Origin of the sequence: Paraclostridium dentum, from assembly GCF_012922555.1 — a bacterium.
Lineage (GTDB): Bacteria > Bacillota > Clostridia > Peptostreptococcales > Peptostreptococcaceae > Paraclostridium > Paraclostridium dentum.
The window spans coordinates 1-24,241 of record NZ_WIPK01000007.1 but is presented as its reverse complement, the minus strand read 5'-3'; the positions used below and the strand labels follow the sequence as shown (position 1 = coordinate 24,241).

At 27.0% G+C, this 24,241-nt stretch carries 29 protein-coding genes; 9 read left to right on the top strand and 20 right to left on the bottom strand.

Annotated elements, in window-relative coordinates:
* Positions 1–110 precede the first annotated feature (110 nt).
* From GFJ41_RS11520 to GFJ41_RS11510, 3 genes are all read right to left on the bottom strand, one after another.
* Positions 111–290, bottom strand: coding sequence for a (2Fe-2S)-binding protein (locus GFJ41_RS11520; protein ID WP_035117955.1), 180 nt, complete (start codon positions 288–290; stop codon positions 111–113).
* 71 nt (positions 291–361) lie between these two features.
* Positions 362–1,063: a pirin family protein gene (locus GFJ41_RS11515; protein WP_035117957.1), complete on the bottom strand. Its 702-nt coding sequence runs from the start codon at positions 1,061–1,063 to the stop codon at positions 362–364.
* Positions 1,064–1,294: 231 nt separating this feature from the next.
* Positions 1,295–2,017 carry a cyclic nucleotide-binding domain-containing protein gene (locus GFJ41_RS11510; protein ID WP_035117959.1) on the bottom strand — a complete coding sequence of 241 codons (723 nt, stop codon included), beginning with the start codon at positions 2,015–2,017 and terminating at the stop codon, positions 1,295–1,297.
* 118 nt (positions 2,018–2,135) lie between these two features.
* Between GFJ41_RS11510 and GFJ41_RS11505 the strand changes: the two genes are divergently transcribed.
* From GFJ41_RS11505 to GFJ41_RS11495, 3 genes are all read left to right on the top strand, one after another.
* Positions 2,136–2,555, top strand: a complete 420-nt coding sequence (locus GFJ41_RS11505) for a DMT family transporter (protein ID WP_168932508.1) — start codon at positions 2,136–2,138, stop codon at positions 2,553–2,555.
* A 16-nt stretch (positions 2,556–2,571) separates the two neighbouring features.
* Positions 2,572–3,027, top strand: coding sequence for a DMT family transporter (locus GFJ41_RS11500; RefSeq protein WP_168932509.1), 456 nt, complete (start codon positions 2,572–2,574; stop codon positions 3,025–3,027).
* A gap of 255 nt (positions 3,028–3,282) precedes the next feature.
* On the top strand, positions 3,283–3,975 hold the full coding sequence (locus tag GFJ41_RS11495; protein WP_052169284.1) for a CPBP family glutamic-type intramembrane protease: 693 nt from the start codon (positions 3,283–3,285) through the stop codon (positions 3,973–3,975).
* A 74-nt stretch (positions 3,976–4,049) separates the two neighbouring features.
* Here the strand turns inward: GFJ41_RS11495 and GFJ41_RS18725 are convergent, their stop codons facing one another.
* On the bottom strand, positions 4,050–4,244 hold the full coding sequence (locus tag GFJ41_RS18725; protein WP_035117965.1) for an ATP-binding protein: 195 nt from the start codon (positions 4,242–4,244) through the stop codon (positions 4,050–4,052).
* A gap of 206 nt (positions 4,245–4,450) precedes the next feature.
* On the opposite strand from GFJ41_RS18725, the gene GFJ41_RS11485 reads away from it, so the two are divergent.
* From GFJ41_RS11485 to GFJ41_RS11475, 3 genes are all read left to right on the top strand, one after another.
* Entirely contained in the window at positions 4,451–5,038 is a 588-nt protein-coding gene (locus GFJ41_RS11485; RefSeq protein WP_170075373.1) for a cupin domain-containing protein, read from the top strand.
* Positions 5,039–5,429: 391 nt separating this feature from the next.
* Positions 5,430–5,741: a PadR family transcriptional regulator gene (locus GFJ41_RS11480; RefSeq protein WP_035117966.1), complete on the top strand. Its 312-nt coding sequence runs from the start codon at positions 5,430–5,432 to the stop codon at positions 5,739–5,741.
* Between the two features lie 17 nt (positions 5,742–5,758).
* Positions 5,759–6,295: a DUF2812 domain-containing protein gene (locus GFJ41_RS11475; RefSeq protein WP_035117968.1), complete on the top strand. Its 537-nt coding sequence runs from the start codon at positions 5,759–5,761 to the stop codon at positions 6,293–6,295.
* An 84-nt stretch (positions 6,296–6,379) separates the two neighbouring features.
* On the opposite strand, the gene GFJ41_RS11470 is transcribed toward GFJ41_RS11475, so the two are convergent.
* Complete coding sequence (locus GFJ41_RS11470; protein ID WP_035117970.1) at positions 6,380–8,149, bottom strand: oleate hydratase; 1,770 nt, start codon at positions 8,147–8,149, stop codon at positions 6,380–6,382.
* A gap of 194 nt (positions 8,150–8,343) precedes the next feature.
* Positions 8,344–8,904 (bottom strand): TetR-like C-terminal domain-containing protein, encoded by a 561-nt coding sequence (locus tag GFJ41_RS11465; protein ID WP_035117972.1) that lies wholly within the window; start codon positions 8,902–8,904, stop codon positions 8,344–8,346.
* Between the two features lie 366 nt (positions 8,905–9,270).
* Between GFJ41_RS11465 and GFJ41_RS11460 the strand changes: the two genes are divergently transcribed.
* Positions 9,271–10,020, top strand: a complete 750-nt coding sequence (locus tag GFJ41_RS11460; RefSeq protein ID WP_035117973.1) for an acyl-[acyl-carrier-protein] thioesterase — start codon at positions 9,271–9,273, stop codon at positions 10,018–10,020.
* Positions 10,021–10,201: 181 nt separating this feature from the next.
* Here GFJ41_RS11460 and GFJ41_RS11455 read toward each other — a convergent pair whose 3' ends face one another.
* The 11 genes from GFJ41_RS11455 to GFJ41_RS11405 form a co-directional block, all read right to left on the bottom strand.
* Positions 10,202–10,768: a nitroreductase family protein gene (locus GFJ41_RS11455; protein WP_035117976.1), complete on the bottom strand. Its 567-nt coding sequence runs from the start codon at positions 10,766–10,768 to the stop codon at positions 10,202–10,204.
* Between the two features lie 41 nt (positions 10,769–10,809).
* A complete protein-coding gene (locus GFJ41_RS19825; RefSeq protein WP_081949297.1) occupies positions 10,810–10,959 on the bottom strand; it encodes a WYL domain-containing protein in 150 nt (49 codons plus the stop codon).
* A 47-nt stretch (positions 10,960–11,006) separates the two neighbouring features.
* Positions 11,007–11,786: a hypothetical protein gene (locus GFJ41_RS11445; protein ID WP_170075372.1), complete on the bottom strand. Its 780-nt coding sequence runs from the start codon at positions 11,784–11,786 to the stop codon at positions 11,007–11,009.
* Between the two features lie 116 nt (positions 11,787–11,902).
* Entirely contained in the window at positions 11,903–12,568 is a 666-nt protein-coding gene (locus GFJ41_RS11440; RefSeq protein ID WP_170075371.1) for a DUF3885 domain-containing protein, read from the bottom strand.
* Between the two features lie 31 nt (positions 12,569–12,599).
* A complete protein-coding gene (locus GFJ41_RS11435; RefSeq protein ID WP_170075370.1) occupies positions 12,600–13,883 on the bottom strand; it encodes a B12-binding domain-containing radical SAM protein in 1,284 nt (427 codons plus the stop codon).
* 156 nt (positions 13,884–14,039) lie between these two features.
* Complete coding sequence (locus GFJ41_RS11430) at positions 14,040–14,864, bottom strand: DUF6544 family protein (protein ID WP_170075369.1); 825 nt, start codon at positions 14,862–14,864, stop codon at positions 14,040–14,042.
* Between the two features lie 14 nt (positions 14,865–14,878).
* Entirely contained in the window at positions 14,879–15,310 is a 432-nt protein-coding gene (locus GFJ41_RS11425; RefSeq protein ID WP_170075368.1) for a MarR family winged helix-turn-helix transcriptional regulator, read from the bottom strand.
* Between the two features lie 181 nt (positions 15,311–15,491).
* Positions 15,492–16,361, bottom strand: a complete 870-nt coding sequence (locus tag GFJ41_RS11420) for an alpha/beta fold hydrolase (protein ID WP_170075367.1) — start codon at positions 16,359–16,361, stop codon at positions 15,492–15,494.
* Positions 16,362–16,363: 2 nt separating this feature from the next.
* Positions 16,364–16,726: a DUF4180 domain-containing protein gene (locus GFJ41_RS11415; protein WP_170075366.1), complete on the bottom strand. Its 363-nt coding sequence runs from the start codon at positions 16,724–16,726 to the stop codon at positions 16,364–16,366.
* 19 nt (positions 16,727–16,745) lie between these two features.
* Entirely contained in the window at positions 16,746–17,234 is a 489-nt protein-coding gene (locus GFJ41_RS11410) for a helix-turn-helix domain-containing protein (protein WP_170075365.1), read from the bottom strand.
* 246 nt (positions 17,235–17,480) lie between these two features.
* Positions 17,481–18,095 carry a sugar O-acetyltransferase gene (locus GFJ41_RS11405; RefSeq protein WP_170075364.1) on the bottom strand — a complete coding sequence of 205 codons (615 nt, stop codon included), beginning with the start codon at positions 18,093–18,095 and terminating at the stop codon, positions 17,481–17,483.
* Positions 18,096–18,296: 201 nt separating this feature from the next.
* Here GFJ41_RS11405 and GFJ41_RS11400 point away from each other — a divergent pair, with 201 nt between their 5' ends.
* Together GFJ41_RS11400 and GFJ41_RS11395 are read left to right on the top strand one after the other, a co-directional pair.
* Positions 18,297–18,623: a PadR family transcriptional regulator gene (locus tag GFJ41_RS11400; protein ID WP_332841144.1), complete on the top strand. Its 327-nt coding sequence runs from the start codon at positions 18,297–18,299 to the stop codon at positions 18,621–18,623.
* Position 18,624: 1 nt separating this feature from the next.
* Positions 18,625–19,539: a permease prefix domain 1-containing protein gene (locus tag GFJ41_RS11395; RefSeq protein ID WP_170075363.1), complete on the top strand. Its 915-nt coding sequence runs from the start codon at positions 18,625–18,627 to the stop codon at positions 19,537–19,539.
* A gap of 156 nt (positions 19,540–19,695) precedes the next feature.
* On the opposite strand, the gene GFJ41_RS11390 is transcribed toward GFJ41_RS11395, so the two are convergent.
* From GFJ41_RS11390 to GFJ41_RS11380, 3 genes are all read right to left on the bottom strand, one after another.
* Entirely contained in the window at positions 19,696–20,766 is a 1,071-nt protein-coding gene (locus GFJ41_RS11390) for a hypothetical protein (RefSeq protein WP_170075362.1), read from the bottom strand.
* A gap of 434 nt (positions 20,767–21,200) precedes the next feature.
* Positions 21,201–22,367, bottom strand: coding sequence for an MFS transporter (locus GFJ41_RS11385; protein WP_170075361.1), 1,167 nt, complete (start codon positions 22,365–22,367; stop codon positions 21,201–21,203).
* Positions 22,368–22,789: 422 nt separating this feature from the next.
* Entirely contained in the window at positions 22,790–23,890 is a 1,101-nt protein-coding gene (locus GFJ41_RS11380; RefSeq protein WP_021428748.1) for a replication initiation protein, read from the bottom strand.
* Positions 23,891–24,241: the final 351 nt, after the last annotated feature.

The window sequence follows — 24,241 nt, the reverse complement described above, 5'->3', positions numbered from 1 at the left end:
TCTATAATACTTTACCCTAATAAATTACATATATATTCCTTGTTAATATAGAAAGGCTCTTATCTATGCTATACATCGATAAGAGCTTTTGTCACTTTAGTAATATATATTTATTTTTCTAAAAGTTTTGAAATAAGTTCCTTAACACTATTAGCGCATCTTCCACAACCTCTGCTTACATTAGTTATATTCTGTACCTCTTCAAAAGACTTCGCTCCACTCTTTATAGCATTTTCAATATCTCCTAATGTTACTTTCATGCACCCACATACTAATTGATTCTTATCCATTTTAATTTTCCTCCATTTTAATTATTATTTATAAATAAAATTTAATTTATTTTTATATAATTTAAACAACATTAATCTTGCTTTCTCATCTCTAAGACTAAAATATGAGAAGTTTCCTTTGCTTTAATTAAGATATCTTCTTCAACTATTTCCATACCATCACTTTCATTTAATTCAATTTCATTAATTGATGAATTGCCTTCAATTTGAACAAGGTAAGCTTGTCTTCCTTCATTAACTTTAAAGTCTATTTCTTTTCCTTTTTCAAGTTCTAACGCGTAAATATTTGTATCTTGGTTTATTTTTATTGGCGCACTTTCATTTTTACTTGATGCAATATGAAGCCATTTATTATGTCTGTCATTCCAATTAAATTTATAATCTCCATAATTTGGTGTGTAGTCCTTTTTATCTGGTAATATCCATATTTGTAAAAGTCTTAATTGATCCTCTCCAAAGTTATGTTCACTATGGAAAACACCTGTCCCTGCACTCATGTATTGAGCATGTCCACGGCTTATAGTATTCTTGTTGCCCATACTATCTCCATGAGTTAATTCACCATTGACAACGTATGATATTATTTCCATATCTCTATGAGGATGAACTTCAAATCCAGTATTGGGTTGAATTAAATCATCATTTATAACTCTTAAAGCTCCAAAATTCATATTATCTGGATTATAGTATTCTGCAAATGAAAAATGAAATTTACTCTTTAACCATCCAAGATAACTATTCCCCATATTATTACTATCTATTTTCCTTAACATTTTATAACACTCCTTTTTTATATATTTTATATTTACTGTTTAAGCTATTCATATATCTGAATAAAAATAGTTGTTTCATTACTTATTTTAAGTTTGTTTATTTATTTTAGTTAGTTGCTTACTTTTTGTAACTAATTTTAAAATCATTATTACACATTATTTTTAGTTAGTCAATATTTTTTAGCAAAATAAAAAATCTCCTAAAATAATAGAAGATTCTTTTTGTTGCTTTTATTTAATTTGAGTGGGCTTGAAATATACATCCTTATATAAATCTCCTGCTAAATCTGATAGTTTATTTTTATCTATAACCTTATATCCTAATTTATCTTTATCTAAAACATTCTTTTCAATCAGTGAATTGAAAGTCCTTAACAAATGCCTATAACTACTTCCTAGGTGTTCTGCTACATCTATTAAACTTTCATCAAAATCTACATACTCGATTTTAGAATCATGTTCTACCAATAATTCATTTATATAACTTGCCAATCTATTTTCAAGCGGATAAAGTAAATTTATAGAACTACTCATACTTATATCTGCTAATTTTTCTGCTAAACGTGAACAGGAAAATCTTAAAAATTTGCAATCATTTATAAGTTTAGTTCTAGCTATATTCATAGGTATAGCTAAGCAATAACATGTACTTAATGCTTGTAATGTCCCTGAAACTACTTCTTTGTTTATAAACTCCACATCCCCTATTACTCCTAGTGAATTATAAAAACTAAGAAGAGATGATTTTCCGTTTGGTAATGTCTTAAATACTTTCGCCTTTCCCTCAACTAAAAAGAGAAAGTATTCTAATTCCTCACCTTCTCTGCATAGGTATTCATGTCTTTCAAATTTAAGAAGTTTCATATCATTACTCATTTCTTTTTCAAATAATTCATCCATGTTTAATTCATTATAGAAAGTTTTTATAATAAACTTGTCATCTATTTTCTTCATCTAATCACCTCTTTTCTAAATGTACATAAAGATTATATCTATATATATGACATATGTCATTATTAATACTTTCTTTCTATGTTATATTATTTAATAATCTAGCATGGAGGTAAAATATATGAATTATTTAATTTCAATTTTAACAGGTGTAGTTTTATCTATAATGGTTGTTCTAAACGGAGATCTTGGAAATGCAACTGGAAACTATATTTCTAGCGTCATCATACACTTTGTAGGTCTTATTGGGATTATAATATTACTTGTGGTGACTAAGTCTAAGATAAAAAACCTTAAGGGAATACCTTTTTACATGTTCTCAGGAGGACTTATAGGTATATTGACTGTACTATTTACTAATATTAGTTTTACAAATCTTGGTGTATCTCTTACTGTTTCACTAGCTTTATTAGGCCAGCTAGTCACATCAATTGTTATCGATCACTTTGGATACTTTGACTTAGAAGTCAATAAATTTGAAAAGAAAAAAATAATAGGATTAGGAATAATAATCTTAGGTATTTTTATTATGACATTGTAATAAGGAGGTATTATTTATGTTTTATGCACTAATAGCTATATTATCTGGAATTTCAAATGTTATTTCAAGATCTGTAAACTTTGTTTTATCTGAAAAATTAGGGGTTTACCAAAGCACACTATTTAATTATATATTTGGTCTTGCTGGTTCAATATTAATATTACTTATAAGCGGTGAGACTTCTAAGTTGTTTGCATCTACTTCTTACGATGCTAATTGGCTTGCTTATACTGGAGGTCTTGTTGGTGTGGCTGTAGTATCTTTACAAGTGTTTTTATCATCTAAAGTTTCATCATTTTATTTAACTTTATTATTATTTGTGGGTCAGCTATTCACTGGAATAATTTTAGATTTCATTCTATCAGGAAAAATATCTATTTGGCAAGTTGTTGGAGGTATATTAGTTATTATAGGACTTTCTTATAATTTATATATTGATAGAGTCGAAGAAATCGAGGTCGCATCACATTAAATGGTGCGATTTTTTTATATCATAAAAAAATAATAATTAGGAAATACTTTAGAAAGGTTTTGGAAAGATAAAAAGCTTAGAATAAACTCACCGGATACGCAAATATATAAATAATTTAACCTGTTAAATCCAATTCAGTTTATTTTTTGCTTTTTTAATTATTATAAAAAATAAGAATTTATGGAATGTATTAACTTTTAACTCTCTTAACTAAAATATTGTTTTATTAAACAAATAAAAAAAGAGGTGTACATTATGAATCAAATTATAACAAAATATCAACTTAAGCTTTTTCCAGTTATAGTATCAATGCTATTATTATTAGTTACATTTAAAATTGATTTAATTAAATCAGATACTATGGGGCTATATGTGTTTAAAATTGTATCAGTTCCTTTATTATCTATTGTTAGTTTAGTTATTGCTTTTGGAAAAAGTGGACTAAGTGATGTATTTTCAAAGCCTATAAAGCCTTTTAAGAATATAGCTGTATGGTATATAGTTTCTTTAATAGCTAGCTTTGTCTCTGGGGTTTTACTAACAACGGTTTTCAAACTTAATTTACACGGTAATCCAGGATCTGAACATATTGTTCAAACACTTATATCTTTACCTTTTGTATTATTATTTGAAGAAGTAATAAGTATATTTGTTCTTTTAGTTGTTTCAAATTTTACTTACAAAAAAACTGATAACTTAAAGTTAGCTAACACAATTGGAATTATATTAAGTTCTATATTCTTTGGACTATTACACTACTCTACTTACTTTAGTGGCAATGTAATGCATACACTTATTCATATTCTTTTTGTTCAAGGCTTAGCTAGAATATTTTTCAATTTAGCAGCATTAAAGTCAAATAGTATTATTGTTCCATGGATTGTCCATGTTGTGTTTGACTTCACAACATTTGGATTAGGTACAGTTATGTTATTCTCTCTAATTTAAAAATAAATAAATCTTTTTTATTGAAAAAATAGCTCTAGGTAATTGAATTTAATACCTAGAGCCATTTTTTTATCTTAATTTAAATTTTCATTAGATATACCATAGTCTAATTTACATGGAAGACCTATTGTAAATTTACTCCCTTTATTGAGTTCACTTTCAAGTCTAACATATCCACAGTGAAGATCTGAAATATATTTAACAAGTGTAAGCCCTATTCCGCTGCTACTTGCTTTGGTAGCACCATTTTCTTCAATGAATTTACTCATATTAAGTGCGGCTTCTTCAACAATATATACAATGTCATTATATTTTTATATATTTTATACTGACCTGTTTCTACTTTAGAACTATCTATAATATCATTTATTATATCAATTTTAAATTTAAACTCCTGTTACTTAAACTTTGTAAAATCACCTTACACAAACACTCCTCATATATTGTTATTAAATCTATAAAAGGAGTGATATATATGTATAATAACCAAAATCAATATCCATGGCCCTATTTCCCTAATATGCAAATGTTTAATATGTTTCCCTATCCTTTCTGGGCCTTTCCTCAAATGCAAAATATGAATCCATATAGTTTTTGGGGAAATTCATCAATGTATAATCAAGGATTTCAAAGACCGCTTCCTCAATTGAAGGATTATGGCCCTAATCCATTTGTAATTAATATCGAAGATGCTACTGATCAAAATAATAATTTCCGTACTGCTTTATGGACTGGAACTGATTTACAAGTTACATTAATGAACATAGATATTGGAGATGATATAGGCTTAGAAGTCCATGAGACTGGTGATCAATTCATACGTATTGAAGAAGGGCAAGGACTCGTTAAAATGGGAGATAGTAAAGATAAGTTAGATTTTCAAAAAATGGTTTATGAAGATTATGCTATCATGATACCTGCTGGCAAATGGCACAATATAATTAATACAGGAAATAAACCTCTTAAATTATATGCTATATATGCACCTCCTCAGCATCCACATGATACAGTACACCAAACTAAATCAGATGCAGAATTAGCTGAACAAAACTCTAGATACTAATTAAAGTTAATTTAACTAATATTAATATTCAAATCTAACTATATTAACTTAGACTACTTAGTAATTTCATTAGGAGTAAAAATCCACATATTCTAAATATGGTTAGTTAAAATTTCAATATAACTTCTCAACAAGAAAACTTTATAAAAACAATAAAATAACTGTATAAAAACTAAATTTTTATACAGTTATTTTATTGTTTTTATTTTTATTTAACTTAAATAATCTTTCAAAGTAAGCATATCACTTACTCTTTCCCTAATTATAAATCAAAATCTTATTTAATGTCGATATTTGTATTTAAAATTCAATTGATATATATTACGTTTAACGATATACTTTTATTACGGTTACTGATATATCTTTAACCGTAATAAAGTGAGGTGATACTTTGAAGGATAATGTTAAAGGTGGGGCTCTAACAGAGGTAACATTGTATATTTTATTAGCACTATATAACCCTAACCATGGTTATGGAATAATGCAATTTGTTGAAGAAAAAACTAATAGTCGTTTAATCTTAGGCGCAGGTACGTTGTATGGAGCAATAAATACACTTGTAGATAAAAAATGGATACAACTTGTTAGTGAAGAAAAGAAGAAGAAAAATTATCTAATTACAGGATTAGGAAAAGAAATTGTTAATAAGGAATTAAAAAGATTGAATGATGTTTTAGAACTTGCTAATCAAGTAGTTAAGTAAAAGGGGTGTAATTTGTTATGAATAAATCAAAGATATTCTTTGATATTGAAAAAGAAACTAAATGGCTTAATAGCTTAGCAAAACAAGGATATAGGTTAACTGGTAAGAGTTGGTTCACATACCGTTTTAAACCGTGTGAAAAAGATGCTTACATTTATCAGGTGGAAAAAAGAAAGCCTTTTACTTCTGATGAAAATTTAGATTATATAGATTTTATATCTAATTTAGATATTAATACGGTAGCTATTCAATGGGGTTGGTTTTACTTTGAGAGAGAAAATGACGGAAAAGATTTTGAAATATTTTCAGATATTCCATCAAAAATATCTCATTATAAAAATCTTATTTTTACACTTTTGATAATAGGATTTTTTAGTTTTTGTTTCTTTAATAATTGTTTAAATTCACCTATAGGATCACAAGGTCCATATATATTTAATATTTCTATTCCACTTGTAGTAAACCCTGTGTTGATGGCTTCTATAGTTTTTACAATCATAAAATATCTAATGAAAATCCATAGGTTAAAAAAAGAAAACTGTATAAATGAGTAATACAACTGGATTTAATATTTTATAAAAGAACCGTATCACTTGCTTGTGATACGGCTCATTATAATTTTACTAATTAGAGTTAACTTATATTAAATTATATCTTTGTAATAATTCCTCAATTATAGTTCCTGAAATTTCTTTCATGACTGGTTTTAATTTAGCTCTAGATGTTAATGGTAGTTTAATATCTGTTAGTTTTTTTCCATCCATCATCTTAGAAGTTGAATCAAGTAACACTCTAACATCATAACAAGAACCAAATACCTCAGGAACTCCACGATCAACATCAAGTAATGTATATACAGCCTCCATAGCAGTTCTTACAGAATACTCTGTTGTAAATACAGTATCACGAACAGTATCTGCAAATTGACCAATAAATGCAAAGTTAACACATTTTTCTGGTACCACTTTCGGTCTATCTCCAGATGTTCTTGGCATAAAGAATGAAGTAACATATGGCATCATACAAGGGATACAATGAGCAGAATTTTTTGCCATATCAGGAATTTGATCTACTGGAACTCCTAAATGATATAGCCATTCTTGAGTAATCTCATAACCTGTGCACTCTCTCATTGGTTTTTTTATAAAATCTCCATCCACATCTGTAAATAATCCATAAACCCATACAACAAGTTGATCATCTGGTTGATCTTTAAAATGTGGCTGTCTATTTAAAGTATAACTCATTAGCCAAGGTGAATCTTTAACTGTAATGATACCTCCTGAAACAACTTTTCCACTAAATGGGTTACGTTTACATACTTTTTCTATATACGGAGGTATTCTGTTATCTAAAGTAGTTATAGTAGCAGATTCCCAATTAGTCTTATCTATATTGGTACAGAATTTATCAGGTCTACCAAAAGAAGGATCTTGTACTGCTATGTTTCTCCAAAGTCTCCAACAACCTCCTTCAGTAGTATTTAAAACTGGTGCATTATCGTCATCACCTAAAGTTGCATTTTCTGTACAGCTACCATTTGTAACAAACACTAAGTCTTCTTCTACTAAATCAATAGTTTCTTCTTTTCCATCTTTAATACAAACAATTTGTTTTGCTACTTTTTGATCTTCTGTTATTTCAAAAATCACATTGGTAACAGTTGTATTATATTGAAAATGAACTCCATTAGACTCTAGATATTTAACCATTGGTAAAATTAATGAGTCATATTGATTATATTTTGTAAATTTTAAAGCTGAAAAATCGGGAAGCCCACCAATATGATGAATAAATCTTTGAATATAACGCTTCATCTCAAGGGCGCTATGCCACTCTTCAAAAGCAAACATAGTTCTCCAATATAACCAAAAGTTTGATTCATAGAATTCTTCTGTAAATACATCTTCAATTTTTTTATCATATAAATCTTCTTCTTTTGACATAAATAATCGTATTATTTCCATAGATGCCTTATCTGTTAATGCAAACTTGCCATCTGTATGAGCATCTTCTCCTCGGTTAACTGTAGCCCTCATTAAAGAATAGTTTGGATCTTTTTTATTTAACCAATAATATTCATCTAATACAGAAACTCCTTCAGTCTCTATTGAAGGTATTGATCTAAATAAATCCCATAAGCATTCGAAATGATTTTCCATTTCACGCCCACCACGTATGATAAATCCCTTTTGAGGATCATTAATTCCATCACAAGCACCACCTGCTATATCCATTTCTTCTAAGATATGAATATGTTCACCTTTCATTTGTCCATCACGAACTAAAAAACATGCAGCAGATAAAGATGCCAAACCAGCTCCAACTATATATGCTGATTTTCTATCTACACCTTCAGGTTTTTGTGGACGTGCAAATGCTTCATAATTCCCATTACTATAATACATATAAAATCGTCCCCCTATACTTTAAATCTTAGCTATTATAAAAGCTTTATTATATAATATTCCGATTTAATATTTTCTTATATAGACAAAATTGGATTTATGTAAAGATTTTAAGCATAAATATAAATTTGTAAAAAAACTAGACAAATAATAATATTTGTCTAGTTCATATTTTCTATTTACTTTTATACTACTTATTTATCTGTCCTATATCGCTCTAAAGCCTCTTCAATGTTACCACAAACCAATTTATTCAATCTATTAATAATATCTACAGGATTTTCTTTCATTCCCTTTTTAATCCAGTCAATCAGAAGACCTATAAATGCATACTTATAAAAATCTGCAATAAATTCCTTATCTTTTTCCCTAACCGACATGTCTTTTGCCTTTTCTTCTACTACTCCCATAAGAAGTAATTGTGTTTCATTGTATAAATAACGTTCTAGATATTCTCTACTTACAGAGTTAAATGTATTTAATACAAAAGATTTATTCTCTAATATGTAGTCAAATATCTGTGCAAACCCCTGTTGCCAAGTATTATATGTCTTTTTCCCGTCTAAAGCTCGTGTTGCTTCATTTGTATAAATCCACTCTAGTAAATCATAAATATCCTTGAAATGATAATAGAATGTCTGCCTATTTACTTCGCAATCTTCTGTTATATCTATGACTTTTATTTTTTCCAATGGTTTTTGTGATAGCATTTTTTTAAGCGATGAAGCAAATGATTTTTTAGTCATTTGAGACATATGTATCCCCCTCCATTTTTTTAACTTGTAAAACTCGTATTTATACATAATGATTTATTGTTGATTTTATATCCAACTATTTTTCTTGCTTCATCAACTATTCCTTACACTTTCATTCTTTCTAATATTTTTCGTATCTTTAAGTATATTCATTTCCTCAATCCTTATAGTAATATTATAATATAATATTTTATAATATCGCATCAACTAGCCATAAAACTATTAAATGTAGAATAAAAGTAATACTAATTATAAAACTTTAGAATGTAAGCTTTATATTTCCTATACATAAGATAGAAATTTTAAAATTATGATACAATATTTAATATAAAGTCCATATTAACTTTGTAAAAGGGGGAACTATAATTGAATGATATTTTTAAAAAAGAATACAAAATAAATATTTTTAATGTTGATTCTGAACATAAATGTAAATTTTCATCTTTAGTAGATTTCTTTTGGGATGTAATTATATCCCAATCTGATTATTTAGGGGAAACTAAAGAAGGATTTGTCCATAATCAATATATTTGGGTACTTTTAAAGTATGATATAACTATATATGAATACCCTAAATTTGGAGATACAATAACTGTCGATACGAAGGTGTTAGGTTCAAAAAAATTCTATGGATATAGACAAAATACTATAAAAAACTCTGAAGGTAAAGTTATAGGAGAAGTTTTTTCAACAGCTATATTAATAGATTTTGAAAAAAGACGTCCTATGAGGATATCATCTACCCAAAGCGAAATATATGGACTTAATGGAGAATTAGATGAAGTACCTATTTTAGATGATATTCCTAAAATTCAAAAAGAAGATTATATAAAAAACTATCCAGTTAGATATAGTGATATAGATTCTAATGGACATGTTAATAATGTAAAGTATATGGAAATGGCAATAGATACTTTACCAAGATCTATTTTAAATGAATATAAATTATTTAATATTAAAGTCCTATTTAAAAAGGAAACAACTGATGGAGATACATTACATATTTCATCTGAAGTAATTTATAATGAGGATAGCAATATTACTACAATTCATAATATTAAAAGTAACAATGGAAATCTTCTTACAAAATTACAATTTATATGGAATAAAAAATAAAGTAGGCTTATCTACTAATTTAAAAATGGTCATGTTATACATCAATAAAATGACCATTTTTAATTCATTAATTATCAAAACCTTATAAACATAATCTCTTAGTACGATTCTATTGTCTGTAGACTAATCTACAGAGTGTAATTTCTATAATTTTATCTTATACGAAATAGCTGTATAAATCTTAATACATCCATTCTGTAACTTCTTGTAGTAACTTTCGTGGTCTTGAATATGGTGATTGGTTTGGATACCCTATTGCTACTGCTGCTACAAGTTCATCTTTACGGTTTAACCAAGAACATATTTCATTGCTACAATAAAAAATATCACAAATCCAAAGAGTCCCTAGCCCACAATTCTGTGCACCTAAAATCATGTTTTGTATAGCAGCACCTATTGATTGAGTATCAGTAAGTAATCTATTGTGGTTATAATCTCCTTCAAAGTTAGAAAATGCATTAAATACTAAAACTACTGCAGATGCTTCATTAATTGAATTGGTACTTAAATCTAAACTTCCAATAGACTTGTTTTGCTTCTTATATAGATTTGATGTACTATTCATAATATCTACTAACTCATCTTTCTTACTATTTTGAAGAACGACAAATCTCCATGGTTGACGATTTTTACCTGAAGGTGCTTTAGTCGCTAATTCTAACAATCTTTCTATTGTTTCTTTTGGTACTATTTTATTTTGAAACTTCCTTATACTTCTTCGTTCTTCTATAGCCTTTATTGTATCCATATTAACCCTCCTAAAATTTAATTCACCCTTATGACCTTTATTTATCGTATAAATTTACAAAATCCGTACAAATACCAACTTTTCCCCTTATAGACGATCTCCATGGGTTCAATAGTTCTTTTGGAACGATTTCCATAACTAAATTCTATTAGTTTATTGTTTAATATGGCAACATTTATTTGGCATGTCATACAATAAATGTTGTATTTTTTTAACGTAACTACACCTTAAAAATATGTTAAGATTCTCTATAGATCCTTTCTTTATACAATTGTAGACCTGTATTTTCTTTAATTTGTCTTATTAAATTACTCTTATTTTCTTCTAATTGAACTAGTCTATTTACATTAGCTCCCGATGGATGTGGAAATCCTTTAAGAATTTGTTTTTCACAAATAATTCCTTCTTCTAATAATTTATCCAATACCTCTTCAACTGCCCTTCCTAAAGGTATTATCAATATATCTTTAAAATTTTCAATGTTATTAAGTTCTTTAATAAAATTATTATATACATATTTCATTAGGAGCTCACTTCTCAATAATTTAGGTGTATGTCCTGAGTAATTCTGTTTTTTTACAAATACAGGGTAAGGTATAAGTGATATAGTATGTAGTAAATAATCCTTATCTTCAAACAAGGATGAACAGCTATTTAGTTTTAGCGCCTCATTAAGTCTTATATCATCTAACATACTAATTATATTTTTTCTAAGTCCTCCACTAAACCTACCAGCAACTTTGCATTTATATTGTATTTCTTCAATATCTGTTCCTAGTTCTAACTCTTTTCTAGCAGTTGAAATAGCCGTACTCATTTGCTGGAACCCAGGTGTTATTCCAATAATAAATACATTAGCTTTTGAGTTTAAATATTCATTATGTGGAGCATAATATATTTCTATATTCCCTTCTTTCTCTATAAGAAGATCATCTATCAATAATTCATCTTTTCCATATTTATCTTTTATAGGAAGTTTTTTTATAACTTCTTCATATTCATACAATGTTTTTTTCATGCGTCCTCCCTATCTGTATTTTATTGCTTACTAGTATTTTTTTATTTTCTTTATCAATTATATATTATTTTTACCATTGATTATTATATGATTCAAAGTTAAATATTCAAACTAAACTAATTTTCTATTTTAAACATATACTTACTGTACTTCTCTTTAAAAAACTCAAAATCATCATCCTTCTTAAATGCTAAGTCCACCCACTCATCATTACATAAATGGTATACGTATCCTTTTTCCTTGTGTACTATATAGTAATCAGCCATTCCTTTTAAACTATTCACTACTTCTTCCTCAATTAATTCCCTTATTAATTTCTTGTATCTTATATCTTTAACCTTACAACTAGTATAAAAGTTGTGCACTTTTTGAATTCCTACTTCATTTGATTCTCCTAGATCTGTAACTATGCAGTTTAGATTTTTTAATACAATTTTATTGAGTGTATATGGATTTATTCTTAAATTTGATTGAGTATATGTAGGTTCACAGTATAAATCTTTGCGTTCATATTCACCATCTTCATTTTGTATAATCTCCCATTGATATTCATCATACTTATTTATTACAAATAATATATTATCATTATCATTAAATAGGTCTTTAAAAATATGCAATGCTCTTATATATACTCTTTCTAAGGCTTTACTATCTTCAAAAATTGATTCTTCCATTTTAGTTTTTAAATCTAATTCTAACACATTTTTATTGAGTCTACAAAACGGCTTATATAGTTTTAAGTTTTCATATTTATTGACTATGTATTTTTTCAATTCGCTCATAATTTATGTTCTCCTACGCAAATTTTATTAATTAAGATGTTTTTCTTATTGAAATCTTATATCCTAAGTTAACTATTAAGTTGTATAAAATATTAGCTTTTGATTTTCTTAATCTAATAGCTATTGATTTTAAAGAATAAAAGTTTCTTCTAAACCACATATATCCTTCAAACAATTCATCTTTGCTCATATTCTTAGGTTTAAATGCTACTTTTGTCTTTCCATTGTAATATGACCAATCCTCAGTTAATAACCTATCCTCTTCTTTTAATTGATAATATAATGGAGTCTTTGGAAGTGGCGTTAATATACTAACTGTAACACCATCAATCCCTAAAAAATTACACATATCTAAAGTTGTTTTAAATACTTCAGTTTTATCAGTATCAAAGCCAAATATAATTCCTGCTTGTATGCAAATTCCATATTTATGAATAGAGTCTATTAAATCTTTATATTTATCTACATTGTTCAATCCTTTATTTACACTATTTAAAGTTTCTTTTGAAAAAGATTCTAATCCTACAAAAAAGTAAATACATCCTGCTTTTTTAGCTAACTTCAATAATTCCTCATTATTGCATCTTTCTAGTGTTACCTGTGCTGCCCACTTTTTATTTAACTTGCTAAGTTCTTTTAATAATTCTTTTGCATATTCAATATCTCCAAAGAAATTATCATCCCAAAATACGAAAAACCTACTTTTTATATTTTTAATATCGTCTATTACCTCATTTACAGGCCTTTTTCTAAATGAATCTTTGTATATTTGTTTTAGATTACAGTAAGAGCAGCTATATGGACATCCTCTTGTTGCAAAAACTGCACCTTTGGTAAAACGCCTTCTTTTTATTAAGTCTCTTCTTGGTATTGGAATTCCTTCTAACGATGGAGTATTTAAACACTTATATTCCCTTTTATAGTTTCCATTATAAAATTCTTCTAAAAATACTGGCCAACTTTCTTCGGCCTCCCCTATAATCAGTACATCACAATGTTCTTGTGCCTCATATGGTAATAAAGTTGCATGAGGCCCTCCAAAAGCAACCTTACTCCCTTTATTTCTAAACTTTTTTGAGATATTATAACAATGAGGTGCATTTGCAGTATTAACCGTAATCACAACTAAATCAAAATCTTTTTCAAAAGGTATCTTTTGATTATACTCATCTATTAGTTTAATTTCATATTTGCTTTCATCTATAAATCCTGCTAAATACGGCATTGTTATTTGTATAAAGTTATTTATCTGCCTTTTTCTAAATCTATTAATCTCCTTATTTTCAGGAGTTATCATTAATATACTTTTTTTCATGTCGCCCTCCAAATTCTCCATTATATTAATTACCATTTTTTTCTAATATACCTTACACATATTACATTATAATACTTATAATAAGAAAAACCGCATCACATTATTGTGATACGGCTCTAGATTATATTCCCATAATATCTATATTTTATACTTATACTACTCATATCTAATTTTCATATTTTTACTGTCAAAGTAAACTAAATCTCCTTCACTAAAGTTCCAAACAGCTTGAAATTTAGTCGGCCTATTTACTCCATTAACTACCTTATAATCACTTGTAACAGCAGACCATTTTTCATAAGTGTTAGTATCTGAAGATAGCCTCTTCTCATCTATAAAGTGAGTCATTTCATAGTTTTCATTGAAGTAAAAAATCCCTGTAGTTTTTCTTCCATTTTTTCTTATTGTTGCCTCAACACTATAATCATCAATTTGTTTATACGTAATATTTTCTTGAAGAGCAAGACTTGGATGCATCATACATTCTGATAAATATGAAGAGTCAATAATATCAAACTTAGTATTAAAAAGTGTTATGTTCTTTGCAAGTGTACCTTTCATTTTTGCCTTTCCATCTTTGCAAATATCTATACCTTGAAATGGTATTCCAAACATTTTTGAATCAATTAATGCTACTCTCGTAGGCTCTTTTACAAAATCATATACTGTATAATCAATTTTTATATTAGGCTTATTAACCCCCATAGAAAATTCTACATCCTTAAAATCAAATTTAATTATACTCGCACTTTCAATTCCTACGTATCCATTTTTAATAAAATACTTTTGTATAACTTCCGGAAGAACTTTTAAATCGTCCTCAGTGATTATACTCTTAGGCATTTTATTTGCCTCAGAAAGTTCTCCGACAATACTGCTATATTCTTTTTTTACCGGAGAATATGGAATCATTAAGTAAATAATAATAACTACAAGTAAAATAAAAATTACTCCAATCACTATTTTTCTCCCCTTTTTCATATTAATTTATCTCCCTAATCCAAACTTAATATATTTTTTTCTAGCTTTTTCATAACCAACAACATATTATCTAATTCATCTTCTGTTATTCCATGATATAACCTTTCTATAAATTCGTCTTCTTTCTCTTGTCTATTTATAAAATATTGATAGCAATTATCTGTCAGCGATATTCTTAGAGCTCTGCTATCATTAACGTCTTTTTGTAACTCTACAAGACCAGCTTTTTCCAAACTAACAGAAAGTTTTTTTACATTTTGTCTACTATATCCAATTATTTTTGAAACTTCTGTAAGAGTAGGACTCTTCACTCCACTTCTTATTATTGAAATTAATAAAAACCATTGCTTAGTTGTAATTTCACTAAAAACTTTGTCTCCTTTATTTTGAATTCTGTTAGAAAGAAAAAATATTGCTCCAAATATATATGCTTTTTTTTCCACCATTTTATTATCACCTCAAATGCGTAACTAGTTACCTTTTAGTGTAAATTAACTCATATATATTGTCAATCTTTTGTTTTATTAAATAAGTATTATATAATTAAAAACAAATAAAAAAGTACTCATCTGATTAAGATTAGTACTTTACATCTTAAAATTGAAATTTAATTTTTATCTAATACTATTAGGATAAAAAATCTCTTATTTCATTTCCTTTATTAACAAGAGAATGCCCTTCTTCATTAAAAAAGTTTATTTCAGCATGTGCTAATAACGATTTCAAACGCTTTGCTGTTTTTTGAGAATGTAACATTACATCTTTGCCTCCTACAAATAAGGAAACTGGTATTGTCAATTTTTTTAATTCATCATCTGAAAATATAGGAATAGTTACTTTTCTAAAGTTAAAATGTTTTGCAATTAGCTTTTGATAAATTAACATTTCCTTCGGTATCGGCTTATTCCCATTTATTTTATAATACAGTTTATCAATACCTTTTTCTCCTAATAACATGTAAAATATAGATTTAAAAATAAAAGACTTTTTCTGAGGCCCTATACCTGCTGGACAAATTAGAACAAGTTTATTTACCTTTTCTAAATATTCGATCGAAAACTTTGCCCCTAGCCATGCCCCCAATGAAATTCCAACTATACTTGCTTTATCTATTAATAGTGCATCAAAAACATCATTAAGCCAATTTGCAAAATCATCCCCATACAGTGATATCTGATTTTCGCTACTTTTACCTGGTTCTCCAGGCATATCTACCGCATATACTCTGTGATTTTTTGAATACTCCTTCATTTCATTCATCCACATAACCGAGTTCATTCCGCTACCATGAAGCAATATAAGTGGTGGTAATTTCTTTTCTCCTCTAGCCATAATAAATGTTTTTCCATAACTTGTATCTACATAAAGTTCTTCATGTTCATCATTACACTTTTTAACTAATGAGTCATAGTAATTTAAAATTTCATTTTTTCCTTCTTCCGATCTGAAGGCCACTTGTCCTTTTCTATTGTTTATTTTACTAACGCTTGTTTTCATTATTACACCTCCTTATCATTTAATATCCAATTTTCAGCATCTATACTATTGTCAAATACTCTAAAATCATTTGCTTTATTTAACTCAATAATTAATTCTTTAAATCTTCCTTGTATTTTGCTCTTATCTTCTATAACAGCCGAAACTTTTATATGATAATTCATAAATTTTTGTAAAGCTATACCTGCTAACCCTAACTTAAGATTTATAAAGTTTTCAGTAAACACTTCTTCTGTGAGAACTAGTAATTTAATGTCATTTGATATACAAATTCCAATAATATCTAAAACATCTGATTCACTGGTAAGTTTCTGTTTACTTTCAATATATTTTTTATTTGATTTTTCTATTATTTTATAATTCATTTCGTCACCTATCTTTTATTTAAATATCATTGCTTTTCGTAAGTATAGATATATAATCCAACATTTCTTTAGTGAATTCAGTATCTCCCCACAACATTACTTTTAAATTTCTTTCATTCTGATAATGTTTCATATTAATAGTTGAATTACTCATTTTGGAATCTTTGCTGTTCATTGCCGCTAAAAGCATATTTGATATTCTTCTATATTCATCTGAGCCTATTTCATTTATATCTATAACAGTAGATACGTTTATCTGATTACTTATGTTGTTGCCACCTACACTACCAGTAGAAAATTCTATTTTTTCATTTTCTACTTCGTTTTTATTTCTAACGTTAACATTGTTATTTTCCATGAATAGGCTTAAATCATGACCTGATATTCTCCACTGCTTTCCAACTTTGTTTGCCCTAAGCTTGCCTTCTGTTATAAATTTTCTTATAGTTTTATGATGCATACCTAATATTTCTGCAATTTGATCAATTGTATAAAATTTTTCTTCCATTAAAATCAATCCTCTCTTATCTAGTTTATAAGCACATTATATTATACTTTTTTTGAATTGTAAATGCATTTTATTGCTATTTATTAAACTTTATTGCTATTTGTTAGTTTTTATTGCCTTCCTATAATAGTAATTTATCAATCACTCCGAGGGTATCTAATTTATTATTTTATTAAGTATGCAATAAAAAAGTATGCATCAACATTTAAGCCAATACATACTTAACTAATAAATCCCCTGTAGAAACTACTCAATATCTATTTTCATATCTTTGTAATAATACTTCATATCATTTTCATTAATTTCTCTTAAAACCCTGCAAGGATTACCAATAGCCACTACATTTGAAGGAATATCCTTAGTCACTACGCTACCTGCACCTATTACTGTATTATCTCCAATTTTTACACCTGGAAGCACTACTGCACCTGCTCCAATCCAAACATTAGTTCCTATATGTATAGGTAAATTATATTGAGCTTGTTTTCTTCTTAACTCTGGATGTATAGGATGTGTTGCACTTGCGATAACTACATTAGGAGCAAACATAACATTGTTCCCTACAAATATGTCTCCATCATCAACTAAAGTAAGATTGAAATTAGCATATACCCCATTACCAAAGTGGACATTTTTACCACCCCAATTTGCTCTAAGTGGAGGTTCTATATAGCAATCTTCACCTATTTCAGCGAACATTTCTTTTAATAGTTCTCTTCTCTTTTCTTGTTCTAATGGACGTGTCTGATTAAAATCATATAGTAAATCTAAGCATTTTAATTGTTCTTGTACTAATTTTTCATCATTGCAGTAATACAATTTCTGATTATATTGTCTATGTATTATTTCTTTTAGCTCCATTTTCCCCTCCTGAATAAATACTATAATTTTTTATATTATAACATTTTTTAAGCAACAACACCCCTTAACTAAGTCTATAGTAGTTATTTTTTATAGTTTTCAATTAAGAATTTAAATAGAATCATACATACCAATTTAAATGCCCCTTGATTTTTCTATTAAATGGTAGTATCCTTTATTTATAATACATAGGAATCCGAGGTGTTAGTTATAAATAAAGAACTTATAAAAGGCAGTACTGTTACAGTAATCTTAAATGCTCTAAAAAAAGAGCCTCTTTATGGATATGGAATGATTAAAGAGATTGAAAATAAGTCCCAAGGAGTATTTCTATTTAAGGAGGGTACCCTATATCCTATTTTACATGACCTTGAAAAGAATAAATTTATAGAATCATTTTGGAATGTAGAAAATGGTAGACGTAGAAAATACTACAAGATTACAACTAAGGGTCTTAAGGAATTAAAGAAACGAGAAAATGAATGGAAAATATTTAGCAAAACAATGGATTTTGTACTAGGAGGGTAACATGGCTGAAGAAAAAATCAATGTAGATAATTTTTTGCAATCTGTCTGTAGATTTGTTTCTACTGAAGAACGTGCACAAGATATAAAAGATGAACTTAGGGATCATATTAATAGTTATATTGATGAATATACACATGATGGTCTGAATATCGAAGATGCAACATCAAAAGCATTAAAGCAGATGGGAGATCCCTATTCTTTAAGCAATAATTTTAAAGAAAATATTTCTAATAATAAAAGAATATTTATAGCGTCATTAACCGTTTCATTTATGCTTATAATTGCATCCGTTAATATGTATGGTTATATAAATAATCTTTATACGTTTTCAGATATTTTTATGAATCTAGTTTTTCTTATTTTTAATATTCCAATTGTTGTTCTACTTCTTAAAACTCATACAAAAAGTAAGAAACTAAATAAAAGTAATCCCGTTTTTTACATTCAATCATATAAAACATCTACTTGGTATGAAAATATGTTAAAACCTATAAAATGGCTATTTATATTTTCATTTGTAATAAATTTAATTCCTGATTTTAATAGTTTTGATTTATTACCTAAAAACGGAATACCATTTGAGTATTTAAATACAATAACAATTTTAGCTATGGATATAATAATGATTGTTGTGTTTTATACTGCAAGTCCTAAGTCTCAAAATAATATTATATATCCTGAGGGTATTCTTACATTTGAATCTTTTATCCCTTGGAATAAAATTTTAGGATATAGATGGGTTAAAGAACATTCTAAAAATAAAGCTATTTATTCTATTGAATTGAAATTTAAAAAGAAACCTTCATCATACAAGTATTCATTTCGTAGTCAGCTTATAAAAGTTAGTTCTTCACAAATAAATTTAATAGATGAAGTTTTTAAATCAAATGGAATAGAGCAACGTCAATGCTTTTAATTAATATTTTAACTTTATTATAACAATAAAATAACTATATAAAAACTTAGTTTTTATATAGTTATTTTTAACATTTAACTAATTTATCCCTTAAGAATATGCTCAATTCAAGTTAACAACTTAGTTTAAACATAAGTATTACAAATATAATTTATTTTATCTTAACTTATATCTTTCACTTAATAAATTCGGTATTTCTCTATACTTACTTAAATCATATATTTTTTTTACATCGTCAATTGAATTTGAGAAATTTAAAAATGCAATTGAACTTAACTGAGAAACCTCAACTAATTTTTTATCTTTTAATATATTTTCAGGTATTTCCTTTGATAAAAATACATCTTCCGAATATAAGAAAATTATATAATTGATTAACGATAACTTATCATCATTAGGTAATTCATTGAATTTACTACAAAAATGTTCATACCTATCATCACTTGAATCTATGAACATCATAACTATGCTCGTATCCTTTAGTGGAAAGATACAGATATGTAAGTTTTGTATGCTATATTTTCGTTCTTTAAAATATATATCATTTACAATTTCTCCATCCAAATCTGTTACAAGAGCTATACTTCCTTGAAATGCCAGAGGGACAACATAGTCTAACTTCTGATGATAAAATTGATAGTATTCTCCATTACAATTTAATTTACTTAATCTCTTTGCTTTATCATAATTTCGCTTGTATTCATCTATTTCAACATCCTGAATACTGTGCATATTTCGAATGAAATCTAATGCAAAAGGATTTTTTTCACCTATTATTTCATATAATGCATGATCATTGGTTCTATTTCCTATATGCCTTAGAAAGTTTTTCATAGCTATCTGTGCTAACATTTTAGGCGTTGCCTCATTTTCATAGTTATCTGGATTTTCATACTCTTGAAAAATTGTACTATCACACTCTTTACATATTATTTGAAATGTTCCTGCATTTTTAACACCTTTCTCCTCATCTAATAACGGTATATTTATTAATGTATTTGAATAATATAAATATCCATTAGTTGATATGTTTCTCAAACAAAATGCTGGTACTGAGTGTGAATTACAGAAACTAGACTTCTTTTCATTGCAATGTAAACATCTATCTCCTTTAGCTCTTTTTCTTGTTTGAGTCATTATATGTCCAAACTCTTTTTTTCTAGCTAAAGCATCGCTTCCTATCTCACCTTCATATAATCCAAGTTTAAAAAATTCTATTTCTTTCATACTGTACCCCTTTATTAAATAGCTAAAAATACATCTATTAAACCTTTAAAGTTGCTATATTTAATAGGCATAAAATTAAATATTTTACGTGGAAAAGAAGAAACGTATTTACTTTAAGAGGTTCTTCTTTTTTAATCCTGTATATGAATTCACTTTATAATATCTATACTTAATTATATCATTTAATGCTTTTTTAACTTTATTTAATATTAAATTTTTTACTTACATAGAATTTTTAAAAGTTCCCTCATGTCGTATTTAGGGTTCCCATGTGTCGTATTTCAAATTGAATTTTACTATCAATTTAATTTGCATTTTATGTCTAAAAATTAAACTTAACTTTATTATAGATATCTAATCTTTTATTAAAAAGAAAAAACTAGTAGAAAATTCATTTCTACTAGTTCCCTACTTACATCTTTTCAGTTTTATCTCTATCCTAAATCCTCTACGTTTTTCTTATAGATTCTATCTTTCTTCATATATAAATTAACTCCGAATACTCCTATAGCCATTATTATAAAACACGCTAAAAATGCATATTTCAAATATATATCTGCACAAAATCCTATAACAATGTTTATAAAAGCAGAGAATAAACTGCCTATCATTGAGTAAACAGATAAAATAGTAGCTCTATTCTTACTTATAGATTTATTTTTAATATCTAATACAATTGGTGAAATCATTGATATTAATCCACTTAAAGAGCATACTGCAATAATACTTATAAATATGTTTTTGGTAAATACCAATACTAACACACATAAAAGCATCATACTTACCATTGTTTTTAAAGTTTTCACTTGCCCAAATTTTTTGCTAATTACATGGGTTTTAAAAGATAACATTGCTATAAGTTCTGAAAGTGCCGTTATATACCCCAGAAATCTTATATCCACCCCTATACTTTCAAAGTGTAATTGCCCTAAATTTACACTTATTCCATAGGATATTTCAGATATTATAGCTGTAGATATAACAAATATAAACATTAGCTTTACATTCTTTATATTTTTAAAACTATATTTAATTATGGATTCATTTTTATTATTAGAAATCTCTATATCTACATCTTTTGTAAAACAAATAGTAATAATACTTAAACCACATGCAACAACTGTTGCAACTATAGCTGATTCTATGGATATATTTATGAAAAAGAATGATGTTATTGATGAAATAAAAAATGCTAGGCTATTAAAGGCTCTATATCTACCAAAAACCTTCTCACTTTCTTCTGAATTGCATGATTTATATAGAAATGCTATATCACATCCAGAGGTACCTGATACTCCAACAGCAGTTAATATTGTTTGAAATAAAAATCCCATAAAAGTATTACAAAATAATAAGCTAAATCTTGCTAAAAAGAATATTATATAGGATATTGTTAGTGTCTTTTTATATCCATATTTATCTGCAAAATATCCCCATGGAATTTCTGTCAGCACTATTATAAATAGTAATATAAATTCTAAAAAGAAAAATTCACTTATCGATAAGCCTCTTTGTGTTCTATATATTAAACTTACAGGACCATAAAATACTAGTCCCTGTAGGAATGCTATTAAATACATTAATTTTAAATTTCGTTTCATTGAATTGCCCCCTAGTTATATAATTTTTAACTAATAGGGGCTTAATCTTGCAGATGCATTTTACATTCCTCCGTTTTTTATTTATACAATTTATTATATCAGAAGTCTTATATTAAATTGTTCATTTTAATATAAGATATTCCGCTAGAAAACAACATAAAAATAACTGTATAAAAACTTAGTTTTTATACAGTTATTTTTATGTTGTTTTCTATATTTAACTTATTTATTTATTTTTTTGGCTGTATTACTAAATCTCAATGCGGTTTCCATAATACTAAAGTTTTAATTAATAATAACTAAAGTAAAATTTTATAATCTATTACTTCTAACTATTTAAAACTTTTTAAACCTATATAACTTATAAATTAAATTTAAAAAGTTCCCATCTGCCGTATTTAAAATTTATTAGTTTTTACATTTTACCAGAATAAATCCATTTCTTGCTGATGGATCATATCTCCTTCTTCTTCTACCTTGTATTCAGTAATTTTATTTTCCAATGTACCTTTAAAAAACTTATAAGATCCAGCTTTTATTTTTTCAACATCATCTTTATCTAAAGTTATCATAACTGCATCCTCAAATGCCTTTTCCATATATTCATTTTTAAAGTTAATCTCTTTAAAATCCATTTTAACCCTTCTTAAAGTTCCCTTTGTAAATAAACTTTCATCAGGGATATATGTATTGCTTACAACGACCTTTGAATCATCCTTATTAGTATTCTTTTCTATATCTTTTAAATCTTTCATATCTAGAACTTCAACATCAGCAGAACATTCATCTAATAAAATTTGCTCTTGATTATCATCATTGATCATATCTTTAGCAAAATACTTTCTTTTATCCAAATCTTTAACTATAAAATCAATAGAATCTACTCTTCTACCTACTTTATTTTCTTTAAAATCTATTTCAAAGCACCCTGTATTGTTAAGCTCTTTTATAGCTGGAACTATAATTCTTCTTTTAAAGTCATTGTATCTATCATACTTTCCTTCAATCATTAAAAGCTCTTTAAGTTCGTCCACCTTATAATTTATAATTGATTTTGTCCCACTCCATAATCTTAATAAATCATAAAACCTTTGAGCATTTGGGTTTATTAATCCAAAAAATATAGCTAAGTTTATAGGTGTATACCCTGTATCTAGATAGTTTCTTATGTAATTATGAATTTCTTTAGATGCTTCAATTTTAAAAGTTTTTCTAGATTTTATATATTTAAAACCATTTATAAATCCATATTCCCCCCAACCCTCTTCATCTCTAAAGTAAATACTTTGTTTTCTTAAGTTAACCAATAAATTAGAGATTGAGTCAACAGAGCTAGTTTGTTTTTTCTTTATTATAGTTTTAAATTCTTCATGAGATATTTCACATTTAATTACATCATCATTGTTTCTCTGTAATTTATATAAAAGCATTAAAAATATTCTATTCTCTAGCGTAGAGATGTTATACTTAGCTTTTATAATTATGTTGTTTTTCATAACTATATTTTTTTCATTTATATTCATCATTATCCTCCACCCAATAATTCATATCATTCCTATTATAATTTAATACAAAAAATAAATTACGTCAATTTTTTAAAATATGCGTTTTAATATTTCCCATATGTCGTATTTAAACTAAATTAAATACTAACATGACTATTTTCAATTATTTAATCAACTTTTTCTCCTGTCACATTTAAAGTTCCTATGTGTCGTACTTAGAGTTCCCTCCTGTCGCATTTAAAGTTTTAAAGTATATTATTTAAAATTCTATCCTGTCACATTTAAGGTTCCCATGTGTCGTATTTAAAGTTCCCTCCTGTCGCACTTAAGGTTCCTATGTGTCGTATTTAAAGTTCCCTCCTGTCGCAC

Excerpts from the sequence above, each read along its gene's own strand:
- GFJ41_RS11475 (WP_035117968.1), top strand. The coding sequence starts at position 5,759 with ATGAATAAATCAAAGATATTCTTTGATATTGAAAAAGAAACTAAATGG.
- GFJ41_RS11465 (WP_035117972.1), bottom strand. The coding sequence starts at position 8,904 with ATGTCTCAAATGACTAAAAAATCATTTGCTTCATCGCTTAAAAAAATG.
- GFJ41_RS11420 (WP_170075367.1), bottom strand. The coding sequence starts at position 16,361 with ATGAAAACAAGCGTTAGTAAAATAAACAATAGAAAAGGACAAGTGGCC.
- GFJ41_RS11495 (WP_052169284.1), top strand. The coding sequence starts at position 3,283 with ATGAATCAAATTATAACAAAATATCAACTTAAGCTTTTTCCAGTTATA.
- GFJ41_RS11445 (WP_170075372.1), bottom strand. The coding sequence starts at position 11,786 with ATGAAAAAAACATTGTATGAATATGAAGAAGTTATAAAAAAACTTCCT.
- GFJ41_RS11500 (WP_168932509.1), top strand. The coding sequence starts at position 2,572 with ATGTTTTATGCACTAATAGCTATATTATCTGGAATTTCAAATGTTATT.
- GFJ41_RS11510 (WP_035117959.1), bottom strand. The coding sequence starts at position 2,017 with ATGAAGAAAATAGATGACAAGTTTATTATAAAAACTTTCTATAATGAA.
- GFJ41_RS19825 (WP_081949297.1), bottom strand. The coding sequence starts at position 10,959 with ATGACATGCCAAATAAATGTTGCCATATTAAACAATAAACTAATAGAA.
- GFJ41_RS11520 (WP_035117955.1), bottom strand. The coding sequence starts at position 290 with ATGGATAAGAATCAATTAGTATGTGGGTGCATGAAAGTAACATTAGGA.
- GFJ41_RS11485 (WP_170075373.1), top strand. The coding sequence starts at position 4,451 with ATGTATAATAACCAAAATCAATATCCATGGCCCTATTTCCCTAATATG.
- GFJ41_RS11390 (WP_170075362.1), bottom strand. The coding sequence starts at position 20,766 with ATGAAAGAAATAGAATTTTTTAAACTTGGATTATATGAAGGTGAGATA.
- GFJ41_RS11455 (WP_035117976.1), bottom strand. The coding sequence starts at position 10,768 with ATGGATACAATAAAGGCTATAGAAGAACGAAGAAGTATAAGGAAGTTT.
- GFJ41_RS11380 (WP_021428748.1), bottom strand. The coding sequence starts at position 23,890 with ATGAATATAAATGAAAAAAATATAGTTATGAAAAACAACATAATTATA.
- GFJ41_RS11385 (WP_170075361.1), bottom strand. The coding sequence starts at position 22,367 with ATGAAACGAAATTTAAAATTAATGTATTTAATAGCATTCCTACAGGGA.
- GFJ41_RS11425 (WP_170075368.1), bottom strand. The coding sequence starts at position 15,310 with ATGGTGGAAAAAAAAGCATATATATTTGGAGCAATATTTTTTCTTTCT.
- GFJ41_RS11430 (WP_170075369.1), bottom strand. The coding sequence starts at position 14,864 with ATGAAAAAGGGGAGAAAAATAGTGATTGGAGTAATTTTTATTTTACTT.
- GFJ41_RS11440 (WP_170075371.1), bottom strand. The coding sequence starts at position 12,568 with ATGAGCGAATTGAAAAAATACATAGTCAATAAATATGAAAACTTAAAA.
- GFJ41_RS11505 (WP_168932508.1), top strand. The coding sequence starts at position 2,136 with ATGAATTATTTAATTTCAATTTTAACAGGTGTAGTTTTATCTATAATG.
- GFJ41_RS18725 (WP_035117965.1), bottom strand. The coding sequence starts at position 4,244 with ATGAGTAAATTCATTGAAGAAAATGGTGCTACCAAAGCAAGTAGCAGC.
- GFJ41_RS11515 (WP_035117957.1), bottom strand. The coding sequence starts at position 1,063 with ATGTTAAGGAAAATAGATAGTAATAATATGGGGAATAGTTATCTTGGA.
- GFJ41_RS11405 (WP_170075364.1), bottom strand. The coding sequence starts at position 18,095 with ATGGAGCTAAAAGAAATAATACATAGACAATATAATCAGAAATTGTAT.
- GFJ41_RS11410 (WP_170075365.1), bottom strand. The coding sequence starts at position 17,234 with ATGGAAGAAAAATTTTATACAATTGATCAAATTGCAGAAATATTAGGT.
- GFJ41_RS11470 (WP_035117970.1), bottom strand. The coding sequence starts at position 8,149 with ATGTATTATAGTAATGGGAATTATGAAGCATTTGCACGTCCACAAAAA.
- GFJ41_RS11395 (WP_170075363.1), top strand. The coding sequence starts at position 18,625 with ATGGCTGAAGAAAAAATCAATGTAGATAATTTTTTGCAATCTGTCTGT.
- GFJ41_RS11435 (WP_170075370.1), bottom strand. The coding sequence starts at position 13,883 with ATGAAAAAAAGTATATTAATGATAACTCCTGAAAATAAGGAGATTAAT.
- GFJ41_RS11415 (WP_170075366.1), bottom strand. The coding sequence starts at position 16,726 with ATGAATTATAAAATAATAGAAAAATCAAATAAAAAATATATTGAAAGT.